The organism is Methanocorpusculum bavaricum DSM 4179 (assembly GCF_000430905.1).
Lineage (GTDB): Archaea > Halobacteriota > Methanomicrobia > Methanomicrobiales > Methanocorpusculaceae > Methanocorpusculum > Methanocorpusculum parvum.
Map to the genome: position 1 here is coordinate 20,269 of NZ_AUMX01000012.1, position 25,607 is coordinate 45,875.

21 protein-coding genes are annotated in these 25,607 nt (G+C 52.3%); 6 read left to right on the plus strand and 15 right to left on the minus strand.

All coding sequences use genetic code 11. From position 1 onward, the window contains the following. Positions 1-79: 79 nt before the first annotated feature. On the plus strand, positions 80-2,164 hold the full coding sequence (locus tag H575_RS05170) for a sodium-translocating pyrophosphatase (protein WP_042698970.1): 2,085 nt from the start codon (positions 80-82) through the stop codon (positions 2,162-2,164). Positions 2,165-2,309: 145 nt separating this feature from the next. Here the strand turns inward: H575_RS05170 and H575_RS05175 are convergent, their stop codons facing one another. Continuing rightward, positions 2,310-2,639, minus strand: coding sequence for a cupin domain-containing protein (locus H575_RS05175; RefSeq protein WP_042698974.1), 330 nt, complete (start codon positions 2,637-2,639; stop codon positions 2,310-2,312). A gap of 324 nt (positions 2,640-2,963) precedes the next feature. Continuing rightward, positions 2,964-3,446 carry a ribosomal protein S18-alanine N-acetyltransferase gene (gene rimI / locus H575_RS05180; protein ID WP_081406675.1) on the minus strand — a complete coding sequence of 161 codons (483 nt, stop codon included), beginning with the start codon at positions 3,444-3,446 and terminating at the stop codon, positions 2,964-2,966. Between the two features lie 39 nt (positions 3,447-3,485). On the opposite strand from rimI, the gene H575_RS05185 reads away from it, so the two are divergent. Together H575_RS05185 and H575_RS05190 are read left to right on the plus strand one after the other, a co-directional pair. Next, complete coding sequence (locus tag H575_RS05185) at positions 3,486-4,739, plus strand: DUF1015 domain-containing protein (RefSeq protein WP_042698980.1); 1,254 nt, start codon at positions 3,486-3,488, stop codon at positions 4,737-4,739. 78 nt (positions 4,740-4,817) lie between these two features. Beyond that, a complete protein-coding gene (locus H575_RS05190; RefSeq protein WP_042698983.1) occupies positions 4,818-5,987 on the plus strand; it encodes an FAD-dependent oxidoreductase in 1,170 nt (389 codons plus the stop codon). A 14-nt stretch (positions 5,988-6,001) separates the two neighbouring features. Here H575_RS05190 and H575_RS05195 read toward each other — a convergent pair whose 3' ends face one another. The 9 genes from H575_RS05195 to mptA form a co-directional block, all read right to left on the minus strand. Next, complete coding sequence (locus tag H575_RS05195; RefSeq protein ID WP_245241234.1) at positions 6,002-6,811, minus strand: MerR family transcriptional regulator; 810 nt, start codon at positions 6,809-6,811, stop codon at positions 6,002-6,004. 112 nt (positions 6,812-6,923) lie between these two features. Next, positions 6,924-7,733, minus strand: a complete 810-nt coding sequence (locus H575_RS05200; RefSeq protein WP_042698985.1) for a hypothetical protein — start codon at positions 7,731-7,733, stop codon at positions 6,924-6,926. A 120-nt stretch (positions 7,734-7,853) separates the two neighbouring features. Continuing rightward, positions 7,854-8,726: a coenzyme F420 hydrogenase subunit beta gene (gene frhB, locus H575_RS05205; RefSeq protein ID WP_042698988.1), complete on the minus strand. Its 873-nt coding sequence runs from the start codon at positions 8,724-8,726 to the stop codon at positions 7,854-7,856. 20 nt (positions 8,727-8,746) lie between these two features. After that, positions 8,747-9,511, minus strand: a complete 765-nt coding sequence (frhG, locus tag H575_RS05210; RefSeq protein ID WP_042699079.1) for a coenzyme F420 hydrogenase subunit gamma — start codon at positions 9,509-9,511, stop codon at positions 8,747-8,749. A 149-nt stretch (positions 9,512-9,660) separates the two neighbouring features. Beyond that, the gene (gene frhD / locus H575_RS05215) at positions 9,661-10,143 is read right to left on the minus strand and encodes a coenzyme F420-reducing hydrogenase, FrhD protein (RefSeq protein WP_042698991.1); all 483 of its coding nucleotides are present in this window, start codon (positions 10,141-10,143) and stop codon (positions 9,661-9,663) included. Positions 10,144-10,152: 9 nt separating this feature from the next. After that, complete coding sequence (gene frhA / locus H575_RS05220; protein ID WP_042698994.1) at positions 10,153-11,520, minus strand: coenzyme F420 hydrogenase subunit alpha; 1,368 nt, start codon at positions 11,518-11,520, stop codon at positions 10,153-10,155. Positions 11,521-11,947: 427 nt separating this feature from the next. Continuing rightward, complete coding sequence (gene larC / locus H575_RS08940; protein ID WP_052319973.1) at positions 11,948-12,973, minus strand: nickel insertion protein; 1,026 nt, start codon at positions 12,971-12,973, stop codon at positions 11,948-11,950. Next, on the minus strand, positions 12,970-14,814 hold the full coding sequence (locus tag H575_RS05230; RefSeq protein ID WP_042698997.1) for a hypothetical protein: 1,845 nt from the start codon (positions 14,812-14,814) through the stop codon (positions 12,970-12,972). The genes larC and H575_RS05230 overlap by 4 nt, the downstream gene beginning before the upstream one ends. Before the next feature lie 189 nt (positions 14,815-15,003). Beyond that, complete coding sequence (gene mptA, locus H575_RS05235) at positions 15,004-15,939, minus strand: GTP cyclohydrolase MptA (protein ID WP_042699000.1); 936 nt, start codon at positions 15,937-15,939, stop codon at positions 15,004-15,006. Between the two features lie 129 nt (positions 15,940-16,068). Here mptA and ilvC point away from each other — a divergent pair, with 129 nt between their 5' ends. Further along, positions 16,069-17,046: a ketol-acid reductoisomerase gene (gene ilvC, locus H575_RS05240; RefSeq protein ID WP_394296163.1), complete on the plus strand. Its 978-nt coding sequence runs from the start codon at positions 16,069-16,071 to the stop codon at positions 17,044-17,046. On the opposite strand, the gene H575_RS05245 is transcribed toward ilvC, so the two are convergent. The 4 genes from H575_RS05245 to H575_RS05260 all read right to left on the minus strand — a co-directional run bounded on the left by H575_RS05245 (position 17,047) and on the right by H575_RS05260 (position 22,004). Further along, positions 17,047-18,528 (minus strand): RecQ family ATP-dependent DNA helicase, encoded by a 1,482-nt coding sequence (locus tag H575_RS05245; RefSeq protein ID WP_042699006.1) that lies wholly within the window; start codon positions 18,526-18,528, stop codon positions 17,047-17,049. Between the two features lie 119 nt (positions 18,529-18,647). Further along, positions 18,648-19,793: an ATP-grasp domain-containing protein gene (locus H575_RS05250; RefSeq protein WP_042699009.1), complete on the minus strand. Its 1,146-nt coding sequence runs from the start codon at positions 19,791-19,793 to the stop codon at positions 18,648-18,650. 41 nt (positions 19,794-19,834) lie between these two features. Continuing rightward, positions 19,835-21,334 (minus strand): hypothetical protein, encoded by a 1,500-nt coding sequence (locus H575_RS05255; protein WP_042699012.1) that lies wholly within the window; start codon positions 21,332-21,334, stop codon positions 19,835-19,837. Further along, the gene (locus H575_RS05260; RefSeq protein WP_143744985.1) at positions 21,324-22,004 is read right to left on the minus strand and encodes a hypothetical protein; all 681 of its coding nucleotides are present in this window, start codon (positions 22,002-22,004) and stop codon (positions 21,324-21,326) included. Before H575_RS05260 ends, H575_RS05255 begins: the two co-directional genes overlap by 11 nt. 145 nt (positions 22,005-22,149) lie before the next feature. On the opposite strand from H575_RS05260, the gene H575_RS05265 reads away from it, so the two are divergent. Both H575_RS05265 and H575_RS05270 read left to right on the plus strand, forming a co-directional pair. Beyond that, entirely contained in the window at positions 22,150-23,643 is a 1,494-nt protein-coding gene (locus H575_RS05265; protein ID WP_042699018.1) for a class I adenylate-forming enzyme family protein, read from the plus strand. 19 nt (positions 23,644-23,662) lie between these two features. Then, positions 23,663-25,606, plus strand: a complete 1,944-nt coding sequence (locus H575_RS05270; RefSeq protein WP_052319974.1) for an ABC transporter ATP-binding protein — start codon at positions 23,663-23,665, stop codon at positions 25,604-25,606. Position 25,607: the final 1 nt, after the last annotated feature.

The following is a 25,607-nucleotide window of genomic DNA, read 5'->3' on the forward strand; positions in this document are numbered from 1 at the left end:
AAAGGATTAGTATTATTAGCTCCTCCGCCCATTAATATAAGGAGAAACCATTCCCATTTCACGGAGGTTTTCTATACCTATGGATTTGATCTATCTCGCTCCAATATGTGCCGTTTTAGGCCTTCTCTTTGCCCTCTACTCCTTCTCTATCGTGAAGAAAGAGCCGGCAGGCGATGAGAAGATGCAGAAGATCGCTGCCGCCATTCACCTTGGCGCAATGGTCTTTCTGAATCGTCAGTATCGTGCAATCGGAGCTTTTGTCGTCGTTATTGCAGTCATTCTCGCTATCCTCATCTCCCCGTGGGCCGCACTCTGTTATGTTATCGGTGCAGGACTCTCGGCAGCTGCCGGATATATCGGAATGCACAGCGCAACAAAAGCAAACGTAAGAACAACCAATGCAGCAAAACGCGGAATCGCGGACGCAGTAAAAGTATCCTTTGCAAGCGGTTCGGTCATGGGTATGTCCGTGGTCGGCCTTGGACTCCTTGGTCTTTCCATCGTGTTCATCATCCTTGTAACGATCAACGGCGGATTTGCCAGCGTTGTCGGTGTCAACACTGTTGTGTCGATCCTTGCATCGTTTGGTTTCGGTGCCTCTTCCGTTGCTCTCTTCGCCCGTGTCGGCGGCGGTATCTTTACCAAAGCAGCCGATGTCGGAGCCGACCTTGTCGGTAAAGTCGAAGCAGGCATCCCTGAAGATGATCCGAGAAACCCGGCAGTCATCGCAGACAATGTCGGTGACAATGTCGGTGATGTTGCAGGTATGGGTGCCGACCTTTTCGAGTCCTATGTCGGTTCGATCATCGCATCCATGGCTCTTGGTGTTGTAGGCGCAGCATTTGCGTCCCAGCTCTTTGGCGAAACCATCGCCCCGTTAAACCTTATTCTCCTTCCGATGCTCATTGCAGCATTCGGTATCATCGCAGCCGCAGTCGGAACGCTCTTCGTTCGCACAAAGAAGAACGAAAGCTCCGCGATCCACAAAGCATTCAATACCGGTCTTATTGTCGCAATCATCATCTCCATCATCTCGACCTACAGTATAACGAGTATCCTCTTATACGGTCAGTTCGGTATGGGATTCATGTTTGCCGCCCCTCTTGGTATGGGTATCTGGTTTGCAACCATCGCAGGTCTTATTGCAGGTTTCATGATCGGTCTTATCACGGAGTACTACACTTCGTTCGATTACAAGCCGACCTTAGGCATTGCAAAATCCTGTCAGACGGGTGCGGCCACTGATATCATCAGCGGATTTGCAAAAGGTATGGAGTCGACCGTCTGGCCGGTTCTTATCATCTCAGTTGCCATCTTCATTGCCTACCAGTTTGCCGGCATGTACGGTATCGGTATCGCTGCCGTTGGTATGCTGTCCACCCTTGGTATCTCCCTTGCAGTCGATGCATACGGTCCGGTCGCGGACAATGCAGGCGGTATCGCCGAGATGTCCCACCAGGATCACTCTGTTCGTGATATCACCGACACGCTTGATGCAGTCGGCAACACGACCGCAGCAATCGGAAAAGGATTTGCTATCGGCTCAGCCGCTCTTACCGGTCTTGCGCTTTTCAGCGCCTACGCACTCGCCGTCGGCATTGAGACGATCGATATTCTGAACACCAGAGTGTTCATCGGTATCCTCCTTGGAGGCATGCTTCCGTTCCTCTTCTCTGCCCTCACTATGACCGCAGTCGGCGATGCAGCTCAGCAGATCGTTGTTGAAGTACGCCGTCAGTTCAAAGAGATCAAAGGCCTGATGGAAGGAACTGCAGATCCTGACTACACGTCAGCCGTCTCGATCGCCACGAAAGCAGCAATCAAAAAGATGATGCTTCCGGGTCTTCTTGCAATCGTTGCACCTCTCGCCGTTGGATTTATCCTTGGTCCGCTGGCTCTCGGCGGTCTTTTAGTCGGATCACTTGTCTGCGGATTCCTTCTTGCAGTTACGATGGCAAATGCAGGCGGAGCATGGGACAATGCAAAGAAGTATATCGAACTCGGTAACTTCGGCGGCAAAGGTTCAAACGCTCACAAAGCAGCTGTCGTCGGTGACACCGTCGGTGACCCGTTCAAAGACACGTCCGGACCTTCGATCAACATTCTGATCAAACTTATGTCGATGATCTCACTGGTATTCGTACCGGTCCTTCTTCTTCTGTAAGTCTGGATCAGAAAATCATTCTTTTTTTAAAGCGTATTCATCCGGCCGGCATACCGCGTCTATTCTGTTTTTCAAAATACTCCGGGATATCTGCGGATCTCTGAAAATGACAGAATACGAAATGTATGTTAAAAATGAGGAAATGTTACTCGTGGATCATCACGAGCATCATTTTAAATCGTGAAAGGGGATGGACCGCATGCGGGATCTTTGCCGGCATGATCAGCATCTCTCCCTCCTTGACAAAATGGGATACCCCGCCAATGGGGATCTCAGCCTCTCCTTCAAGGACGATCACGAGAGCATCGTACGGAGCAGAATGTTCAGAAAGTCCTTCCCCCTTCTCAAAAGCAAATGCCGTCACCGTACCGCTTTTTTTATTGATGACCATCCGGGATACGACCGAGCCCTCCTGATAATCGGTGAGACCCTTCAAAGGCAGAGGCGTTCCGATCAGATCTTTTGTCTCTTTCATGATTTCTTATCAGTGTTCTTATGATATAAAGCCTCCATTCGCCGTTTTAGAGTACATAACCGGCAAGTTCTTCGTTGTTTGATGCGGCAAAATCGCCAGACATGATCATCGGTTTTGGGTGAAAAGGAAAAATGCCGGGAGGCATGGTTCAAACTTCAGGATGAATGCAGGTCAGAAGGATTTGTGTATTGGGGATCAAAAAAGAACTGCTGAGAACATCACCAATACTGATTCTCCATATGCTCTTCGCTTTATGAAATCAGTCAGGATCATGATAATTTCTTATCCGAGGTCTTCCGTCATAAACATATTTTTCGGAGACATTTAGAACCAGCGCATCATCACAACGGCGTCCTCCCCGTCCTTGTAATACTCGCCAAACAAAATGACATCTTCATACCCGATCTTTTTGTAAAAAGCTCTTGCCGGCGTGTTTCCGACCCGCACTTCCAGACTGCATCCGGTACATCCCTGCATGAAAAAATCCCGTTCGAGTTTACGGAGCAGAAGTCTGCCGATCCCAAATCCCCGCATATCGGGAGAAACGGCAAGATTACAGATATGCCCGTATTTTTCCTGATCGGTCTCTTCTATAGCCCCTGCTGAAAACCCGATGATCCGTCCTTGCGCCTCTGCTACATAAAACGATGTCAGAAAAACCGTCATCATCTCAAGCATTGCCTTATAATCCCAGGGATCAGGGAAACAGAGAAGCTCGACCCGGTATATATCCGGAATATCTTCGATCGTTGCCTTCCTGATCAGACAGCCGGCGGCGGTCCCGCCCACTCCTCTAAAGGTTACCATTTGCTATTTTTACTATTGGGCGCTAACCAATATAGCATAATGGTTAGCGTATACCCCTTCACCGGTCTTCGCCCCGCTCCGGATGCATACCGAAGCGTGCCGTCAGTCCCGTACGATGTCATCAGCGCTGAAGAGGCTGCTGCAGAAATAGAAAAAAATGAACGTTCTCTTCTTCGGGTCATTCGTCCCGATGCGGAACTCATGGATATCGATCCGCATGATGATCGTATTTATGCGAGGGCTGCAGAAATGTTTGCCAAGATGAAGGCAGAGGGACTTTTCATTGAAGATGATACACCCTCTTTCTATATCTATCAGATAACCCTTGACGGCGAGCTGTTCACCGGTCTCGTCTCCTGTGTCTCGGTAGCTGAATACAATGATGATACGATAAAAAAACATGAACTGACACGGTACGATAAAGAAGAGGACAGGACCCGGCATATCGATGCGGTATCTGCCCACACCGGTCAGGTCTTTTTGCTCTATAAAGACTCGGGCCTCATCCATCAGACCCTGGTCAGCATCGCCGCCGCCCACACGCCCGACGGCGAATATATTTCTGCCGGCGGCAATCTCCACCAGATCTTCCGGGTGACGGAACCCGCTGACGTTGAAAAGATCACCGGACTTTTTGCCGGGATCCCCCACCTCTACATCGCCGACGGTCACCACCGGGCGAAGTCGTCGGCAAATGTTCTCGAAAGACGGCTCTCTGAAGGTCGTGCGACCTCTGATGCGGAAAAGTTCATGAGTGTCCTCTTTGCGCATGACTCGGTCCGCATCTACGGATATCACCGTCTCATCAGGGACCTCGCCGGCATGAATGCCGACCAATTTTTAGGCGATCTCTCTCTCAGATTTACCATCACTCCGTTAAAAAAGGTCGACGTATCCAAAAATATGATTCCCGTCAAAAACGACGGATCGATGCACATCATCCATCTGTATCTTGAAAGCCAGTGGTATGAACTGACCCGCCCGGTCGATCCCGCCGCTGACGCCATTTCACGGCTCGATGTTTCTGTTCTGCAGGAGCTCGTCTTAGATGACATGCTTGCGATCTTCGATCCCCGCGGCGATCCGCGTATCTCCTTTGTCGGCGGCATCGCCCCGCTTGCCGACGTGATCCGGGATGTCGACAACGGAGAGTTCTCGGCGGCATTCATCATGCAGCCGGTAACTGCCCAGCAGGTGATCGATGTCGCCGACGCCGGACTGATTATGCCGCCGAAGTCGACCTGGTTCGAGCCGAAACTTCTCTCCGGCATGGTCATCCACGAGATCCGCTGACAAGCGTTCAGCATCTCCTCTCTTTTTTTCGATCTGGCTATACCTACTTAAACCCTCAGAGGAAAGAGTAATGCATCAATGCAAACATTCGATTTGATTCTCATCGGGGTCGGCACAACCGGAAAAACTCTTGCAAAACGATATGCGGCGGCAGGAAAATCAGTCGCGGTGATAGAAAAATCCGCTGACATACAGGACGGGATCTCTGCTGATCAGGCGGATATCGTATCGCATTTTCTCGCACACAAATCGGATTTTGTGATGCTCCATCCCGGTCTTTCCTTTGATGAAAAGGATATATGGTACAGGCGAGCCATCCAGGAGAAGCGCAGGTTTCAGGCAGCCCGCGCTAAAGAGGATCTTGATGAGCTGGAAAAACTTGACAATGTATCCGTATTTCGGGGGTCAGGGTCGGTCATCTTTGAAAATGAGGTAAGGATCCTGTCCTCAAAGGAGACATCGGTCATCTCCGGATCAAAGATCGTGTCTGCTTTCGTACACCGGTCACCGTTTCCGGAGATCAGCGGGCTTGACACCTGCCCGACTGCTTATACACGTGAGAAGCTCATGGATCTTGAGGATCTTCCGCGTCGTCTCGTCATTCTCGGCGGGGGTCGGGCAGGGCTTGAAACTGCTTCGATCTATGCCGGATTTGGATCTGCCGTCACCGTCTTAGAGGAACATATAACGGTTCTCGCAGAAGAAGATGAAGACATCTCTGCAGAAATAAAAAAAGTTCTTGAAGAACGGGGTGTTACCTTTAAATCCGGCTCCTGTGTCGAAAAAATAGCAATAGAAAAGGGTTCATCGCTGATCTCTTTCACCTCAGATGGACAAAAACAGGAGATTTCCGCCGACGCGATTTTGCTATGCTCCTCTGGGGATCATGCCGCAAATGACGATCCCCGGACGCCCTCAGGTATGTGCATCTCCCCGCCTTTTTCGCGTATTGGACAAACTGAACGTGAGGCAAGGGCTGCCGGCTGCAGTGTTCTGATCGCAAAACTTGCTGTAAGCAGGATTTCAAAGGCAAAGGTCACCGGTCAGACGGCCGGGATGATGAAAACGGTCATCGATGCAGATACAAAAAAAATTCTCGGCGCCGGTTTGTTTTGTGCGGGGTCGGATGAACTCATCAGCATCATACAACTGGCAATGGATCAGGATACTGACTACACAGTTTTGCGGGACCAGGTGTTCCCCCATCTGACCATTGCCGAAGCGTTCAACGAATTATTTTCGGTTTGAGAGAGCGGGATCTATTATTTTTTCTGTACAGGAACCTGGATCTCCGAGAGCCAATCATCTTCGCTCTCCTTGTTCCAGATTCCGTCGATGTAACATTCTCTGGGGCTTCCCGTCACAGTGTACCCGTTTTCCTCGATCCATTTGAACACGAATGCATATGCCCTGCCTAGATCACTATAGTGTCCTTTGTGCATTACCGATACTGCGGTGACGGCCGGCATTTTTTTGAATATGATACCGTCAACTTCATTGCCGAATCGGTCGACCGCTTCACAATACTCGACATTGATGTCTTTTTCCCGGCATTCTGCGTCGAGATAGACAACAAAGCAGTATCCCGGCACCGTACATTTGAGATCAGGGTTTGCTTTTGCACACACAGCGCCTATTGCCGGAATCTCCGTGAAGTATGCATCATAGTTTGGGATCGTCATTTTTTTCGAGTAGACGATACACTCGGGAATTTCTTTGATGGTTGCCTGATAATTCATAAAATATTCCTCCTCCTTTCCTTGTAAAATGAAATCGATTCGGGAGAGCTGATCGTTTTTCTCTGCAATGTCGGTTTCGAGCTGCAGTTTCCGCTTTGTCAGGATCTCTTTTGCATCTTTGCCTGCGAGAATGTTTCTGATCTCGTCGATCGAAAGACCCGCCTGACGCAGGGACTGTATATAGTGAAGCTTGACGAGCTGATCGGTCGTGTAATACCGATAGCGTGCCAGATCGACTTTTTCCGGTTGAAGAAGCCCGATCTCGTCATAATACCGCAGAGTTTTTACGGTAGTTTTACTCAGCTTTGAGAACTCGCCGATCTTAAACATCATCTCACCCAAGTTACGTTTTTATTTGTGTGATAAATTCAGTATCTACTCTCCGGCAGCGGGAGAGTTGGCATGTTTATACATTGTTTTTTCCAAAAAAAGAAATGATGCGAACTCACGCATACCCGGGCGGGTGTTCGTCGGTTTTCTTCTCTTCTTCTTTGCAGCCGTAGAACTTTTCAAAGAATGCGGTGAAGTTCTTTTCGCATTTGGTGATGAGACCTTCGTCCACATTTTCCTTGGGGATATTTTTTGCCAGTTCGGCGGAGAGGATCTCGATCAGCTGGAAGGCGGAGTCGGGTGTCATCGTGATCTTGGTCTCGGTCCCGTTGTAGAGGACGAGCTCAAGGTTCAGGATCCAGAGCGGCGTATCGCCTTCCCGTTTGTAGGTGTTGACATCGATCATGTGCCAGTCTTCGTCCATGGTTCCGGCCGAAAGCGTGTAAGCCTGCTGGACACGGTTTCCGTAGAGCGATGTCAGATGCTGGATGATCCAGACCGCACTTTTCTGTTTGTCATCTTTGATCGCATAGAGGAGATCATCGAAAAATGCCGCTGAGTTGACATGGCATGCAGTCATGAGGACCATGGTTGCGTTCGCTCCAAGCAGCATGGACATGGCATTGACGAGTTTCGGGAAGGTTTTTCGGTCGATCGGGTCGATGAGATGATACTCAAAGACTTCCCTTACAGGTTCAAGAATGGCGGGATTCGTTTCCAGGATATCTGCAAAGGAACCGAGATCTGTCAGAAATTGTTCGGGAACCGGTTTGTGCGTATCGTTTGGCTGTTCTTCAGGCTGAGGGACCGTCTCCTCTGCAGAAGCTTTTTTCCGGGAGGTTTTTGCCGGTTTTGGTTCAGTCGGTTTTTCCAGTTTGGGTTTTACCGTTCGTTTTTTCGGCGCAGGAGAGGGGGTGTCACTCATGATACAAGGTACATCGTTTAGAGATGAAAAGATGTTCGTTTGAGATCGTCGGCGATGAATGAATGGTCTAAAAAAAGTGTACCCGAGAGGGTGGGTACTCTGGTAAGCCGGTTACACCGTTCAGATGTAGGGGTTACGCAGTGGTTTGAGAGCAGCGTGGTCCTTGTGGGCCCTGTGCTCAAGGTACTTCTGGTTTTTGGTGATCTTCTCGGTTGCGAGTTTCTCGACGAGTTCAAGACCCGGCTTGACGCCGTCCATTGACTCGGCAATGATCCAGCCTGCTTCGACTGCCTTGTTGAAGGCTGCCTCGCCGGCTGCGGAACGGACGAAGACGGTTGACCATCCATCGGGGGTTCCAACAGATCCGGTTGAGATATCTGCCATGTTTGCGACGTAGTCAAGACAGACGTGGCATCCGGGCTGCTCATATTTGTGAGTGACCTTTAAGGGGATCTGTGAGTTTACACCGCGTTCGGTGTAGACGGAGAATTTGCCCTTTCCGATGTCCATCTTGGTGACATTTTCGATCTTGGTTGCACAGTGGTCTTCGACCATCTGGAAGAGTCCCTGGTAGGGGAAGTTTTCCATACAGAAGATACCGAGTGCAAGTACAATCTTGTCGGGGACGTCACGCAGACCGACCGGGTAGAGCTGTCCTTTACGAACGGCCTGGATCTGACACGGGGTTCCGACGATACCGATCTTGTCAAGACCATAGCTGCGGGTTGCCTCTTTGATCAGTGCAAGGTTCGGTGAGACTGAGTATTTGGTTCCACGGCTGGCGAAGAGTTCTTCTACCGTAGTGGCGATCATTGGTTCAGGCTTGTACGGCTCTGATCCTGGTCCTGCGACGATTGCTCCGTCAATAATGCCTGTCTCAAGTGCGTAGGCAAACATTGATGTGACGATTCCTCCGTCCTGGGCCTTTGCGAGAATGTCTTCACAGCCGGATTTGGCTTTGTAGACTGCCTTGTATTGTCCAAGATATTCCATTTTTTTCGCCTCCAGGACCCTCAGGGTTTCATAACCTCTGCAATGAGGTTAGTAATTGATTCATACTGTCCACAGACGTCGAAGCTGAAGAAGCTTCTCGGGCACTGTGCGTAGCATGCTCCGCATTTGATACAGAGATCGCGTTCGATCTGCGGTTTGCCGTACTGCATTGTGACTGCACGGACCGGGCAGGCTGCTGCGCAGCTTCCGCAGCCGCAGCAGAGACCCTGGTTGATGACTTCGGTCATCAGGTCGCAGCCGCATGCTTCGGTTCCTGCTGCCGCAAGGTTCATGAGGGGCGTAAGGTATGCGGTTGCAAGTGCCTTCTGCTCGTCGTTTCCTTTCAGTAACAGGTATGCCATAAGGCAGACGTTTCTGATCTGCTGCGGCGTCGGCGCACAAGCGGGGATATAGACATCCACCTTGATCAGGTCGCCGATCGGCAGGTAACCCTCATGCTGGGGTTGGTTCTGCTGGCCTCCGCGGCAGAAACGGGTCGTGTTTCCGTAGCAGGCGCAGCCTCCGAGAGCCACAACAATTGCTGCGTTCTCACGGGTTTCTAAAATCTCTTCCATTGAGCACTCGTCGTTGATACAGACGGAACCCTCGACTAATGCGACATCCATTTTGGGGATGTGACGCACATCGGCGAGAGTCAGACAGTAGACGAGGTCAGCGTATTTATCGAGGATTGTAAGTAATCCTTCGTAGTTATCTGCAAGGGACACGAGACATCCGGTACAACCGCTCATGTGTACATGTCCTACAGTAATCTTGTCAGCCACTGGCTTCTCCTCCTTTGGTTTTGTAATAATTGGCTTTTGTTCGACCTTTGCGTCAGCTGGTTTTGCACCAGGCTTTGCGTCCTGTTTTCCCTCGCTGACAGCCTCATTACCGAACAGTAAGCCTTTGAGTTTATCTAGTAATCCCATTTTCAGCTCTCTAATTCCTGTAAGATGACATTTACAGTTTTGGGAACAGCTCCTTGAACTTCCGGACTTAATTCGAGGGCAAAGTCCTCCGAGTCCGGAGCAGGAATATACCCGGGCTGGCACCCGATAATAACAATATCCATTTTTCCTTTCAGTCTGCCGATCGGATCGAGCAGATTTCCGGAATGGGCGTCCATGTAACGTTCACCTCTGCCCTCAGGCAGAAGATCGGCGGGGATCTTGGTAACGTCTCCGGGTTTTCCCCCGAAGTCCATTGCATCCACAATGATCAGCTTCTTTGTGACTTCCGGATCCAGCATGGAAAAGATGAGGTGAGGGCCGCCAAGGCCTACATCCATTGCTTTTACATTGTCGGGAAGTTCGCAGTCAGCCAAAGCTCTGATCACCACGGGACCAAATCCGTCGTCGCCGAAGAGTTCGTTACCGACACCGGCGATTATTATTTCTGGGAACAGTCCATCCATGGTATATGCTTACTCAAGGAGCTTCTGTGCAACGAGCTTGTTGTTTTCATCCAGCACAATCATGTGGGTTGCGCAGGAAACACAGGGGTCGTATGCACGGACGATAACTTCTGCAAGTTCCCAGGGTGCGCCGGTAAGTGCACGGCTGCAGGTCGGGAAGTTCCAGGTGGTCGGAACAAGCATGGAGAACCACTCGACTTTGCCGTTGCGTACCTTTGCAAGGTGAACGTCGCATCCGCGTGGTGCTTCATTTGCTGCCCATCCGATCTCGCCGTCTCCCTGTGGGATGACGTCTGCACAAACCGGGGCGCTGGTGTCAATTGCATCTGCTGCCTCGATCATCTTGTAGACCGAGTCCATGTATTCCATCTCACGAGCGATGTTCAGGCCGATTGCGCCTTTACGGTCGTAGTTCTTGAAGATAGACATACGTGCACGGGGACCGACCTCAACAGGCTGTCCGTCGTACAGGGGTACGCCGGTGCATGCCTGCATCTGCGGCCAGGCTTTCGTGCCTGCTTTTGTGGTTCCGCCGATCGGGTATGCGGGGTCTTCGAGAGTGATCTCTTCTTCGCCCATATACCAGTCCCAGGGTCTGACTTCAAGCCAGCGTGCCGGGTCCCAGGTAGGGTGTTCATCAAGTGAGGAGCTTCCGTACATCGGGTCAGCTGCCATGTATCCCTGCTGGTGGTAACCAAGGTCTTTTGGAATGGCAACTTCGCGGCCGCACATCTCTGCCCAGTCACGTTTGCCGTAGTTCTCAAAGACTGCGATCATGAACTCCATCTGTTCACGGGCAAGCGGGAGTGCCTGCTTTGCAAGATCGAAGATCTTTGCTTTTGCACGCGGGGTGATGTTTTTGTACATACCTCCAACACGGGTGTTGGACGGGTGTACTGCTTCGCCGCCGACGATCTCGCCGATGGTCTGACCGATCATACGAAGGGTCTGGATACGCTTTGCGACAGATCTGACCGGCTCTTCAGGTGTGAAGGGGTTGATCTTTGTGTCGGTTCCTGGGATGTACATATCCGGAAGAGCCAGGATATCATGCAGAGCATGGGAGTGCAGCCTGTTGGCGCACTGTAAAATCACACGCAGGAGATATGCGTCGTCTGGGATCTCAACACCCATTGATGCTTCCATTGCCTCAGTTGCGGCAAGCGTGTGGGCAATCGGACAGATACCGCACACACGGGAAGCGATCTTTGGGACCTGCTCATAGGTTTTACCGATGGCAAGTTTCTCTACTCCACGAACCGGGGTGATAGAAAGCCAGTCTCCGCGCTCAATGATGCCTTCATCGTTTACTTTTAAAACGAGCTTGGAGTGACCTTCATGTCTGGTGGTCGGGGAAATTTCTACTACTTTCGACAATGTTTTCGCCTCATCCTAAATTATTTAGGTTTTCAAACAGCTATACAGGAATATTACCATTGTCCTTTTGGATTAATGACACGTACAGATGTACGCTAATCTTATTCTCTTTCGCGATGCTAATTAATGGTTTCCTATTTGATCGAAAAAATCAATGACTTATTTTTAGATTTTTTTCAAAAATAGTTTTAGTGGATATATAATTAGTATTAAATTGTACATAATTATAATTAAGTACAACGAATGACCTGATTCGCCTTATATGCTCTTCTTTTCCCCTCTCACAGGGCACGCGCTCTCCGGCTGGCTAATCTTCCCGAAACAAAGTAACTGGTTTTCCCCTGATTTTTTGCGAACGTTAATGAGTCTTTCCCGAAAAAAGAATCAGCGGATCCCTGCAAAATGCCGATTTTGTTTATAAATAAACTCAATACTGAACAAATCCCGGGATCTGTCTCTGAACTTCGTTGATCACATCTTTCAGCGGTTTTTTCAATGCAGCCGCTGCTATTTTCATATCTTCAAACTCAGGTTTTGCTGAAATGATACGTCCCGCGTGTTTTGAAACCTTGACCCGCACAGAAAATTCCTCACCGGAGATCATAAACCGATACGCTTTCCTTTCGCGTTCTGCCACGATCCGCGGCTCCTCTTTTACCCGCACTCCAAGCGTTCCCGTCTCCTCCATCAGGATCTCGGTCAGGGCACGGTACCGTTCAAGGGTCGTGATCACCGATATCATAAAAACAGGACGATGCTTTTTCCCGAATCCCTGGGTAACGAACACATCAACGGCCCCGGATGCCAAAAGCCGCTCGACAGCATAGCCGATCACCTCTCCGGACACGTCATCGATATTCGTCTCGAGAATAACGATCCGTTCCTCCGTCAGATCAAAGATATCGCCCTCAACGATCAACAGCCCCGACTCCTTTGCATAGCCGGTTTTTTCCGGCGTCATCGAAGGGATCGACTGCCGAAAAACCGCAAGATGTGCCAGAAGCGAGGCGCCGGCCGGCGTCGTACGTTCCATCTTTGCAGAGCTTTCGGCAGCCGGCATTCTGTGCCGTGCGCAGATCTCCAGTGTTTCAGGCAGACAGACCCCAAGTGCCGGCGGTTTTGCATACACCGGACAGGAAAGAAGATCCATTGCATCCAATAGTGCAAGCGGGCACAACACCTCCGTCAAAACCCCGGAAGGGGAAAACGCTCCTTCATGAAACTTCGAAAACACGGCCTCCAGATCCGAAAAAACCGCATATGCCTTTTCCTGAGCGGCCGCCGAAAGATCCAGCGCCTCCATAACCTTTTTTGGATCCTCTCCTCTCATTTTGGAGACAACATCCGCGGCATTTTTTCCTATATCCTTTGCATCGCCAAGATCAGTCAGAGCCGCCGCTAAGGCGGCTCCGCTGATACCTGCGGTACCTGGATCAATGAATAACGTTCTCATTCCGGAAACGGTTTTTTCATCTCAGCATAGATCGACTGGGCAAGCTTTGCCACCTCGGCCGCCTTATCGTTTGCGCCCGGAATCGACCGGGTCAGATATGCGCCGTTTTCCGCCTCTTTTGCCGCTGTTTTCGCGTCCATATCAAACAAAGCGGCAACCGCGGCCGGAACCGTGATATTGATGATCGTATGTCCGATATACTGAAGCTCCTGGGCAATGATCGCTCCGCACTGGAGAGCGATACCCCAGTTGGGATCATCTTTGTTTTTACCCTCGAGGGCAAAAGCCGGCACCTCTTTTCCGCTCAGATTCTCCACATGATAGGGTCTGCCGTCGATGTTCACGTCATAGGAAACATAGGAATCAAAACCCCAGTAACGCTCGGTGAACTTATCCGTGCGTCTTCCATGCGACCTCAGCTCCGTGAATTTCAGATCGATCTCATGCCCCGTGAACCCTGAAAGGATCGCAGAACCCCGCTTTTCAACATACGCTCTACGCTCTTCGTCCAGAAGTTTTGCCGCATCTGCCACTGTTTTCCCATTCTTCATCATTTCATAGGTCAGATCCGCTCTGCGGCAGACAGCCCGGTCGCGAACTCCTTCGGATGCCAGGATGCAGACGTTGGTGATCTTTCCCCGGGAAACCTGCTCGGCTTTTCGTGCGATGGTGTTCAGACTGCAGATGGCAAGTTCCGGATCGATAAATGAATTCATCTTATATTCCCGGATAACCTCAGCTGCCGCAAACACGTCTCCGCCGTTCTGCAGTAAAAGCCGGAGCGCCGGCACGATATCTCCAAGCACATGGCCTAACGGAGCATTCACCGGCCCTCCGGAAAAACCTGCGCCGATCATCGGCGCTTCTTCAAACCCGGCAAAGATCTCGGAAAACGCCATCGATCCGATAACCGACGGTCCGCCCACATCTTTGAGGATAAGAGCAAAGTCTCCTAAAAGAGTTGCCGTGTCATACTCTTCACGGGTCCCCCGGATATGCAGTTTTTCCGGCAGGTTTGCCGCATCACGGGCGCCTTTTCCCGCCATATACGACGAGTTGACGGCGCCGAATTTTCCAAACTCTTCACCCAGGATCGCATCAGGGTGGACGATCTCCATTATCACCGTTGCGCCGATCAGTGCCGGCCAGAGACCAAGGGGCGTCACTCCCGCACCTGCCATGGCATTGAGCATTGCTTTTGTTCCGACCTGTGCGCCGTTGTAGGCAAGCTCCGGGATGTTGTAGTCTTCGCCAAGTGCCGAGTGACCATAGATCGTCCCGCCGGAGATGAATCCGGGAAGGGTCGATCCGTCGACTTTTGTCAGCTTCTTCTCCTCAAGGGCTTTGTAGATCGCCATGTAGGCCGGAAATGCCTGGATCCTGTGGGTGGATTTTCCGGTAACCAACGCAATAGCGCTGGTCCTGGCTCCGCCTGCATGCATGCGTGCCATTGCGCCGAGTTTTCTGTTCCCGAGAGGGACGCCCGAGCGTGCTGCCGATCCCGCAAAATAAGCGAGAGCGGCAACGATCAAAGCGGCATTTTCAGGAGCCGCTCCTGAGCTCATCGCCGCCTTTACGGCTTTTTCGATCACCGTATCCAGGGGAAGCTCTCCGAGCGCCGCGTCGAGAATCGTCATTTTTTCCGCACAGCTGGTCTTCTTTCCGGAGATCGAACAGAATACGTCTTCCGCGATCGAGTTGGCAGCCGCATAGACGGGAAGTACAAGAGAACCGTGCCCCTTCGTTGCCGCCTCCAGTTTATCGTTGGACAGAGAATCCGGCTGATAGGTTGCCGCCATCGATGCGGCTAAGATAATGTTTTGTTTCGTGTTGTCAGTCATGAGATGTTCACCCCTCGTTTTGTGAGAGTTGGATGTTCAAACCATATATAGATTTCACAATAGGCCACAACTAATTAAATTTATCTCTGCCGTCAGAGCAAAATAGATAGAGTGGCAATGGTTTAGCCGCTTGCAAACGATCCGGCATCTGCGCTGGCAGAAGACCTTTTTAGAAAAAAGTGATTGGGATTATACGCTGAGCTCTTCGCGAAGTTCTGCGAGGGTCGCCTTCCTCTCCGCGTAGGCATCGTGCTGATGGATACTCTCCTCATTCGTCTGCCGGATCGTGATATGGGTATCCCCGGGCAGGTCAACGAACGTGGAAACGACTCTTCTTGCCATCTCACGAACACAGTCTTCGACGAATCTGGCATTCTTATGAGCTGCCATCACGACATAGCTTTCATCGCCGCGTTTCAGGAGTTCGTAGATCTTTGCGCTCATCGACTCCTTGAGGACCGTCACGATCTTTTCGAGCGGGACAATGATATCGCCGTCCGTCTCTACACAAAGGAAACCCCGTCCACGCTGGTTGTGGCTTGCCATCGGGATCTCGTTGAAGAACGCATCGATCTTCTCTTCGGGGATCTCGAGCTGCTCCATCACATGCATCGCATGATCCTTCATGATGTTTTGTGCGCAGGGACATGCCGTGATACCCGTTACCTCGGCACCGACGCTTTTTCTGACGATCGGCTTGCCGTTCGTCCTCTCGGCAACTGCGTGGGCATATACATTGATGACCTCCTGACATGACGTCTTGGAGACCGGGGTCTCACGGTTCATCATATAGAAGCTTTTCATGAAAACCTCCGTACGGTCTGCATATTCATGATGATCGAGAAGTTTTCGTGAAACGATCCCGCATACATCCTCAATACCTTTGACATCACCGCTCGTTGCCTGCTGGAGCACCTCATCGATCACTTCAAAATTTCTGGAAAGGTTTGCGCCTTTCAGACTGCTTGGCAGATCGACAAACACATCAAACTCTGAGATGAAAATAGCCGGCCGGGTCTTCCCGGGTCTGCCGACCTCGACAAGTTTTCTGACATTTTTCACACCAACACGCGTCAGGCTGATTCTCACATCCGGGGCGGTGGACTGCACATCTGGTAATGACATTATATATCGTGTCCTGTTTTCGTTACTTTGCCGTTTTTGGGTTTAAAGGCAAGTCAACGTGTAACTATGTGTATGGGGATGAGGGTATATAATTTTATACGTATGCGGACTCCATCTACTCCTGAAGATATGATGCGGAAATATCCTGTGACTGATAATGATATCGGTTTAATTGCTGGAAAATGCGTCGCGATCCTTGGTTACGGCTCGCAGGGCCGCGCCCAGGCCGGAAATCTTCGTGACAGCGGCGTCAATGTCATCATCGGGAACCGGCCGGGAAAAAGCTTCGATCAGGCCGTTTCCGACGGGTTTTCCGTCATGTCAGTGCAGAATGCGGTCATGCGCTCTGATATCCTTGCAGTTTTCTTCCCCGATGAATCCGCGGCGGAGATCTATGCAGAAGACATCGCTCCGTTTCTCAAAGAGGGCCAGTGTCTGGTGTTCGCCCATGGATTCAACATCCATTTCGGCTTCATAACTCCGCCGGAATACACCGACGTCGTCCTCGTCGCGCCAAAAGGGGTCGGACCCATGGTCAGAAAACTGTATCAGGAAGGGTCCGGGGTCCCCGCACTCGTCTCCGTCCATCAGGATCACACCGGGCGCGCACTGAACACCGCTCTTGGATTTGCGGCAGGTATCGGCTCGGCCCGTTCGGCAGTTCTCGCCTCGACGTTTCGAGACGAAACCGAAACCGATCTTTTTGGCGAACAGGCCGTCATCTGCGGCGGTCTCCCGGCCTTGATATCTGCGGCGTATGACACCCTCGTCGATGCCGGCTATCCTCCGGAACTTGCCTTCTCCGAGTGCGCCCATGAAGTGAAACTGGTCGTCGATCTCATCTATGAAGGAGGTTTTGCAAAAATGCATGACTTCGTCTCAAAAACCGCAGGTTACGGCGGGATCACCCGCGGCGGCCGGGTCATCGGCGAAGATTCCAGAAAAGAGATGACAACGATCCTCAACGAGATACGCAGCGGGGAGTTCGCGGATGAATGGATGGCCGAGAAGCGTTCCGGGAGTAAAACGTATACCGGCCTTGTTGAACAGGTGAAAAAAAGCGACATCGAGACGACCGGAAAAACATTCCGCGATCTCCTGAAATGATCAGTTCGAAAAACAGAGTTTCCTGACGGTTTTTCCCTCAAGGCGAAGCTTTCCCTCCCGGAGAAGCCCGCTGACCTCCCGTTCGAGCTCCTCCCTCTCCCGCCCTTTCGCCGCGCCGAAATACGGGTTTGAGTTCAGCTGAAGCCTCACCGTCTTCGCCCGCTCGAGGCCGAGAAGGAACGAGATGAACTCCGGCGTCGTCAGCATCCCGTCGACTTCCTTTGCTCCGGCAAGGATCATCTTTGCCGGACTGCCAGCCGGCGGCGCCTGTTTTACCTTCCGGTCCCCGCAGACATCGCAGTTGCCGCAGGCCCTGATCTCCTCGTCAAAATACGATAAGAGGAGCCGTCTTCTGCACGATCCTGCCGTACAGTACGCATACATCTGATCCAGCTTCTCTTTTGCGATCTCCGACTTTTTCGGATCGGCGAACTCCCGCCCGAGCATACTTTCGATCTTGCGCCGGTCTCCCGCGGAGTAAAACAGCAGACATTCCCCGGGCCTGCCGTCCCTGCCGGCTCTCCCCGTCTCCTGATAATACGACTCGATATCCTTTGGCATATGGGCATGGATCACATACCTGACATCCGGCTTGTCGATCCCCATGCCGAAGGCGACCGTAGCACAGATTACTCTGATCGAGTTGTTCAGAAATCCTTCCTGGACCCTGCTCCGTTCCGGTGTCGGCAGACCCGCATGATACGGATTTGCCAGGATATGCACCTTTCGGAGACGCTCCGCCAGATCCTCGGTACTCGCCCGGGAAAAACAGTAGATGATCCCCGGATCATCCTTGTGGGCAGTGACATAACTGATGATCTTCTGCATCCTGACCTGGGCGTTCGGCTCGGAAAATGCCGAGTACCGAAGATTTTTCCGGTCGAAACTGCCGATAAACTCCGCCGGATCTTTGAGCCGCAGCTCGTTTGCGATATCCTCACGGACCCGCCGGGTAGCCGTCGCCGTAAAAGCGGCGATCGGCACATCAGGGAACTTGTCCCGCAGATGTTTGATCTCCCGGTACTCGGGCCGGAACTGATGTCCCCACATCGAGATACAGTGTGCCTCGTCCACGGCAAACAGCGCGACCTTGCAGCCGGCAAGCGTCGCAAAAAATGCCGGGGTCACGGCCCGCTCCGGCGAAACATACAGGATCCGGATCTTTCCTTCCCGCATCTCCCGCTCGACCCTCTGCCGTTCATCGTAGGTCTGCAGACTGTTGAGAGTCTCAACCGTGACTCCCTGATTCGAAAGAGCGTCCACCTGATCCTTCATCAGCGCGATCAGGGGAGAGATAACGATCGTCATCCCTTCAAGCATCATTGCCGGAAGCTGATAACAGAGGGATTTTCCCCCGCCGGTCGCCATCACCGCGAGTACATCCCTCCCGCCGACGATCGTCTCGATGATCTCCTGCTGATTGGGACGAAACGTCTGATGATGGAAGTATCTTTCAAGTGTCTGCTGTATCGCTTTCGTCATGAAATTTTATGCCAATGCCATTCTTCACCTGTATTTTGGTGCTGACGGGGTATGCATTTTTCTCTTGTCCCCGGTAATCACCGCTCAGCTTTTGGGAGTGAACGATTTTGTTTATTTGTTTATACCAGATACGCAGAAAAATCAGATACCAGCGCCCTGTCAAGTTCCTGCTCATTCCCGACGCTTGTCTCCGTAAACAGGAAAGCGAACAACCCCATTTCCGGCGCTTCAATTTTGCGAATGTCCAGGACATGTTCAAACTCATTGCAGAGTCTGCCGTAATCGAATCTGCCGCTTTCTATCTCTTTTCCGCCTTTGTCGATCAGGATCATGCTGTAGATCTTTCCGGATTTTTTGGCGAGGATCTTGGCAAAATCCGGCTTGATCTGATGCAGATAGCAGTCAACTGTGTTGACACCGTACGCAAAATACGCTATATCCGTAGAACAGGAGCCGGCGAACCTCAGCGGATTGAATTCGATCGGGATGATATCGTCTTCTGTGACCCTGACCTCTATGTGCATCGGAAAATCGGTTATATGCAGTTTAGTATTGATCCGTTCAAGGAATAGGGTAAACGGCTGAAGATACTCCAGCATGATCTCTGCGGATGTATAATATATCCTGTCTCTGACATCGCTTTCGGATGCAAACCGGTGCGTCAGGATATTCAGTATGACCGGCTTTCCTTCTGTATCGTAATAAGCGTCGATCGCATACTCCGTACCCCTGATATACTGCTCGAGAAGGAATGTTGAACCGATCACGGTTTCCGGAAAATCCGCCGCCCATGTTTTGCTATTCTCCTCATTCTCGGACACGGCATTTCTCAGATCGGTCTCATTGAACAGCGCATAAACGCCGACGCTGAAAAATCCGACGGATGGTTTCAGAATGACCGGATACGGCAGTTTTGCATGATCGCCGCTTCGAAGCTGATCCAGGGTGACTTCTTCGAAAAACAAATTCGGATAGAGGCCGGATACCGTTTTACGAAACAGCGCCTTGTCTTTTAGAATACTGATCTTACGGATTATCCCGCTCTCAGGCAGATTCGTATAGATCCAGTCAAGGGCATGTTCGGAAACGGTGTAGAGTCGTTCGCCGTCATGATACCTCTTTACTGCCTCTTTCGTGCTTATGAAATTAAGGGCATTTCCTCTGCTGTTGGAAACTGCGTATGCGTTTTCAAGTACGGGAACGCCGTTTTTTGCGAGATATTCAAGCAGAAGATCGGAAATGTAGGGTTCTTCTAAAATTATCATAAATGTACCTCTTGAAATGATAGAAAAATGGGGATCTGATTTCAGATACCCGGAATGTAGGATGCCTGTTCTTTATAATAGGGTATATACACGATCCGCGAGTTCTCCACCGTGAAGTTGTATCTGAGAACCTGCAGGATCCCCGGCTTTTCCGTCTCGTATCTGAGATAGAGAAACTCCGTCAGCTCGCGTGCCGTACTCTGATTGATGAAAATGGGCCGATATTCCCCATCCCGGCCGCCCATCACCTCAACGATCTCCGGATTTCTGATCGTCAGATCGATTTCCCAGGGTTCAGCAAGATAGCGGGGGATATCGGCCGCACAAATATAATAGCTGCGTTTTCCGGCAATATTTGGGAGTCCTGTCGATGTATCCCCGCCGGCGAGCCGGTCGGTCACCTCGAAGTTCACATCGAAGCGCCAGAACGGAATATATTCAGGGTCCACTCCTTTCATCGCCACCATCGCCAGAAGATCGGGTTTTGCCAGATCATACGGCACGATTTTTACGGTGTCGGCGGTGATATCCAGAAGATGGCCGCACCCCTTGCACGGGATCACCACCTCGCCCCACGGCTGTTTTACCTCCTCTCCGCAGAGCGGGCACTGAAGCACGGTCGATTCATGGTTCAGGATCTCCTGATCGGTCAGCTGTTTTGGGATCCTGACCGCAGGACGAAGCGTCGAGATGTGCTGCATCGTCCCTGACGCCGTAAACGTTTTTCCCTCCCTGAACGCCGGATATCCCGCCATACACAGGGCGATACCCAGAAGAAGCAGAATGATCTGGAACATCTCGACCAGATGATACGGTCCCGCATGGATGAGCATCGCGATCGAGGAACCGATCATGATCCCTCCCGCCGCAAGGGAGAGGATCATCATCCTTGTCCGGGCGGTGAGATTGATCGGCGCCGTTCCGCCGAGAACTTCGCCTTTCACCCCATCCACGACCGCGGTGAAATGACCACCTTTGTACTCGTAATGGGCGATCCAGACCGGAGCATACACCAGTTCGAACACCTTCGGGATCAGAAACGACTTTTTCAGCGTGATCGTGTCGATCCGCTTCTCAACGGCATTTTTGATCATTCCGTGCACCGCTTCCCGGCCGCGTCTGCTTGCCTCGACCGCCGATCCTCCCGGCTCCATCGAAACGACCGAACCCCGCACATACGGGATCTCGCCGCCGGGATCCAGCCAGAGCTTTTCAATGCCGTATTTGCCGGTATCGCAGGCACACTCCGTCCAGATGAACTCCTCGTCGATAAGCTCCTCGAAGATGTTTCGGATCACGTTCCCCGTCTGCTCGGTGTACTCCGAGTAACCGCAGGCCACGGCTTTTCCCTGGGCGACAAACCGCCAGAACGGCAGATACAGCAGATAAAGTTCGCTCACGACCGCATGCTGCGCCAGACCCGGGGCTTTGATCCCTTTTGCAAACCAGGTACGAAGCGTCCGGTCGGCGACCCCTTTGGTGATCTTGGCTTTGTACCGGAACTCGGCGACCTGATCCTCGACTGAACGTTCAAGCCCCATCCTTTCCCTCCTTTCGTTTGAGGCTGATCATACCCAGCATCTCGCTCTGATACAAAAAGAAGATCAGCAGTCCGGCCACCAGAAGAAAGAGCCAGGGACTGAAATAAACGGCGGTCAGGGAAAGGATCATCACCGGGATACAGGCGATCAGCGCGGTTTTCCGCCAGTTCACCGGCTCTTTGATCGGATGCCACTCGTCATAGACCCGACCGGACCCGGCGTCCACCTCGACCATATAGATGGAGTTTTTCACTTTGTAACTGATCAGCCAGAGCGGAATACCGATCAGCTCCTCCGCCCGGGCGATCCCGTGGAGCTCGGGATAATACACGCCGGCAAAGACTGTTGCCGGCAGAATCGCCGCATCCTGCGGCACCGGGACCACGGAAGAATTTTCCCGCTGCATATTCTGCAGACCGGAAAGGAGCGTTCCGCAGGCAGGGCGGTAAACGACCACTTCATTGCAACCGTCTTCCCGCGTGTATTTCCAGAAGGGATAGTAGAGCATGACCGCTTTCCCGAACCTGATCTTTTCGGCCGGGATAAGCGGTTTGGTGTCCGACTCCAGCCACATGCGTGCGATCTCACGCGCCCGCTCCTCGCTGACAAAAGGAGGGATCACGCCGGAGCACTGCAGAGAAGCAGGTATTCCTTCTGGTGTTTCTGCCATAAATGAGTCAATATATTTACGTACATTCAGATAGATGTTTTCTTGCCTATCCGCGAAAAAATCCAGCGGGCAGCATCCGATAGCGAGCATATTTATATCTTGCATGCACACAAATATACATCAAAGTATATTGTTGTGATAATGGATGCTGAATATAACCACGTTTCTCGATGCAAACTCCTGCCGTCTGGCAAAACCGGTCTTTTTCTGTCCGGAACGAAATACCTCCTACACCTCCGCTGAAATACTCTCGATAAGTTCCGCGATCGCCCGCGATCTCCTCTCACTCGGTGCCGTGAAAGGCGACCGTATCCTCCTCTATATGAACAGCAGCCCCGAATACCTCTTCTCCTACTTCGCCGTATGGAGGATCGGCTGCGTGGCAGTTCCCACAAATCGCGTCTATACCCCAAGCGAACTTGCCTATATGGCGAAAAACTCGGGCGCGAAGATCTTCATCACCGATCCAAACGGCGTCTCCGCCGCCCGCGATCTGCAGGTCAGGATCTATGTCCCCGGAGACATCGAATCCCTGCGCGGCGAACCCCGTCTCCTGCCGGCACACACCGAACACGACGACCTCTGCCAGCTGCAGTATACGTCCGGAACGACAGGCAAACCCAAAGGAGCGATGCTTACCCACGGAAACTGGCTCGCCGCGATCCACAACATCTGCGATGTGCTGACCTACAAACAAAACGACGTCTATCTCGGCATCTACCCGATGGGGCATGTCGGCCTCGCCTGGGGCATCGCCGCGATGCGGGCCGGCGCCCTCTTCGTTATGATGGAGCGGTATGAGTATCAAAAATATCTCGATCTCTGCAAAGAGCACAAAGTCACCGTTCTCGCGGGCATGCCGCCGGTGATCCACTCCCTCACCGAAGCTCCGCCCGGACCGGAGGAGAGCCTTTCGACCGTCAGGGAGATCATCTCCGGCGGCGGCCCTCTCCACCACGACATCTGGAAAAAGTTTCATTACCGGTACAACATCCCGGTCATCAACGCCTACGGTCTTTCAGAGACCGTCGTCATAGGCACCGGGACCGTGATCCGTCCCGAGGATTACGCATCCGCCGACCGGTTCCAGAGCGTGGGCCACCCGGTCTGTTTCTCGGAAGTCAAGATCGTTGACGAGACCGATCCGTCGATCGAGCTGCCGATCGATACCCCTGGCGAGATCGCTCTGCGGGGGCCCGCGGTCGCCAAAGGATACTGGAACATGCCAAAAGAGACCGCCGCCTCATTCCTCGACGACGGCTGGTTCCTCACCGGTGATGTCGGGTACCTCGACAAAGATCTCAGACTCTTCCTCACCGACCGGAAAAAAGACATGATCGTCATGTCCGGCTGGAAGATCTACCCGACCGAGGTCGAAGAGGTCCTCATCGGTCACGAAGGGGTCGCCGAGATCGCGGTCTTCGGGATCCCCGACGAACATCGGGGCGAGATGCCGGTCGCCGCCGTCGTTTGGCGGAGGGGCTGGGACAGCTCATCAAAGGAAGACTCTCTCGCTGCATATGCAAAAGAGCGTCTTGCGGGATACAAAGTTCCCCGCAAAATCATCACGGTGGACGCCCTCCCCCGGGTAAACGGCTGGAAGCTCCTGAGACGGGAACTTCGCGAACAATACTCATAAAAAAATCAAATAACGCATCATGAAATCACGTGATATAGCACTCGTCGGCATTTTACTTGCCGCCGGAGCAATCGCCCGGTACATTTCCTTATTCGTACCGGGCGCGATCGTCGCGAATCTGACGATCGCCTTCTACTGCCTTGCGATCATCCTCGTCGTCCCGAAGTTCAAAGAAGCTCTCGGGATAGGCGTTGTAGCCGGAATTATCTGTGCGGTTTTTTCGCACTCGATCTTTCCGTTGGGAAACCTGATCTCGGAGCCGATCGGCGCCGTGGTCTGTTTAGCGGTGTATAAACTCGTCAAGGATCATACCCGCCTTGCCCCGGCAATTTCAACTGCGATCGCCACTCCTGCGAGCGGATTCACCTTCATCACGGTCACCTGCTTCGTGATGTTCTTCACCACCGAAACGACCGTTGCGACCGTTCTCGCGTTTGCTATTGCCCTGATCCCGATCGTGATGAGCGCCATGATCGTGAACGTGATCATCGCCCAGATCATCGCGATGCCCGCGACCTCGGTCATGCAGAAGACGAAGACCGTCATCAAAACCGCCCACACGGAAGCTGCGCCGAGTGATTCGGTCGTCTTGGACAAACTCACGTTCACCTATCAGGCGGCAGATACGCCGGCTCTCGACAATGTCTCGCTCAAAATAAATCCAGGCGAATTCATCGTCGTCAACGGTCCATCAGGAGCCGGAAAAACCACACTTGCCCGAGCGGTATCAGGAATTCTTGCTCACGCATATGGGGGAACTGTTGTAGGGAACGTCTCTCTTTACGGGAAATATGCCGATGAATACAAAGACGTCACCGAGCTTTCCGCAAAAGTCGGCATGGTCTTTGACGATGCCGATGCCCAGCTCATCTTCACCACGGTCGAGGAAGAGATCCTGACCGGTCTCGAGACCCGCGATCTCCCTGAGACCGAGGTCAGAAGAAAACTCGACGAGATCTACAAGATCACCTGCACGGGTCACTTAACGGACCGTGCCCCGCATAACCTCTCCGGAGGTCAGAAACAGCGGGTCGCGATGGCCGCGGCCCTTTCCCGCGAGACCCCTCTCCTCGTTCTGGACGAGGCGACCTCCGAGCTGGACAAAAACGCCAGACGGCAGGTGTACACACTGCTGAAAAGCATGACCGCAAAGGGTCATACGATCGTTTTGATCGAGCACATGATCGACGAGACGATCGGTTATGCCACCCGGATGATCACGATGAACGATGGGAAAATCGTCTACGACGGCGTTCCGCGGCTGGATGAGACCAGCTGCCCTGCGCTTGAAAAGACCGCTCCGACCCACGAAGTCGTTCTCGAAGCTGCGCATATCACGCACAAATTCCCCGAGGTCCTTGCATTGGATGATGTCTCGGTCTCCTTTTACAAAGGCGAGATCGCGGCGATCCTGGGTGAGAACGGATCGGGCAAGACGACGCTCGTCAAACATCTGAACGGTCTTCTCCGTCCTGATGTTGGCTCGGTCCTGCTGAAGGGTGAGGACATCGCCTGCCGGTCGATTCCGGAGATCGCGAAGCATGTGGGTCTGGTGTTCCAGAACCCGGACACGATGCTGTTTGAAAACACCTGCGAGAAGGAGATCCAGTTCGGTCTGAAGAACATCGGCAAGTCCGATGCTTCGCCGGCGGATTCTCTTGCGGCGGTGGGTCTTTCCGGCAAAGCGAAGATGAATCCCCGACATCTGAGCCGGGGCGAGCGGCAGAAGCTTGCTCTTGCCTGCGTTATTGCGACGGGTCAGGAGATCGTTATCATGGATGAGCCGACGACGGGTCTTGACCCGAAGGAGTCGTATGAGATCATGCGTGTTCTGACCGGGATGAGGAATGCGGGTAAGACGATCCTTATGGTTACCCATGACCCTGTGCTCGCGGGTAAGTATGTGGACCGGATCATCGAGATGGAAGCGGGTAAAATAACCGCGATCCGCGGAGGTGAGTGAA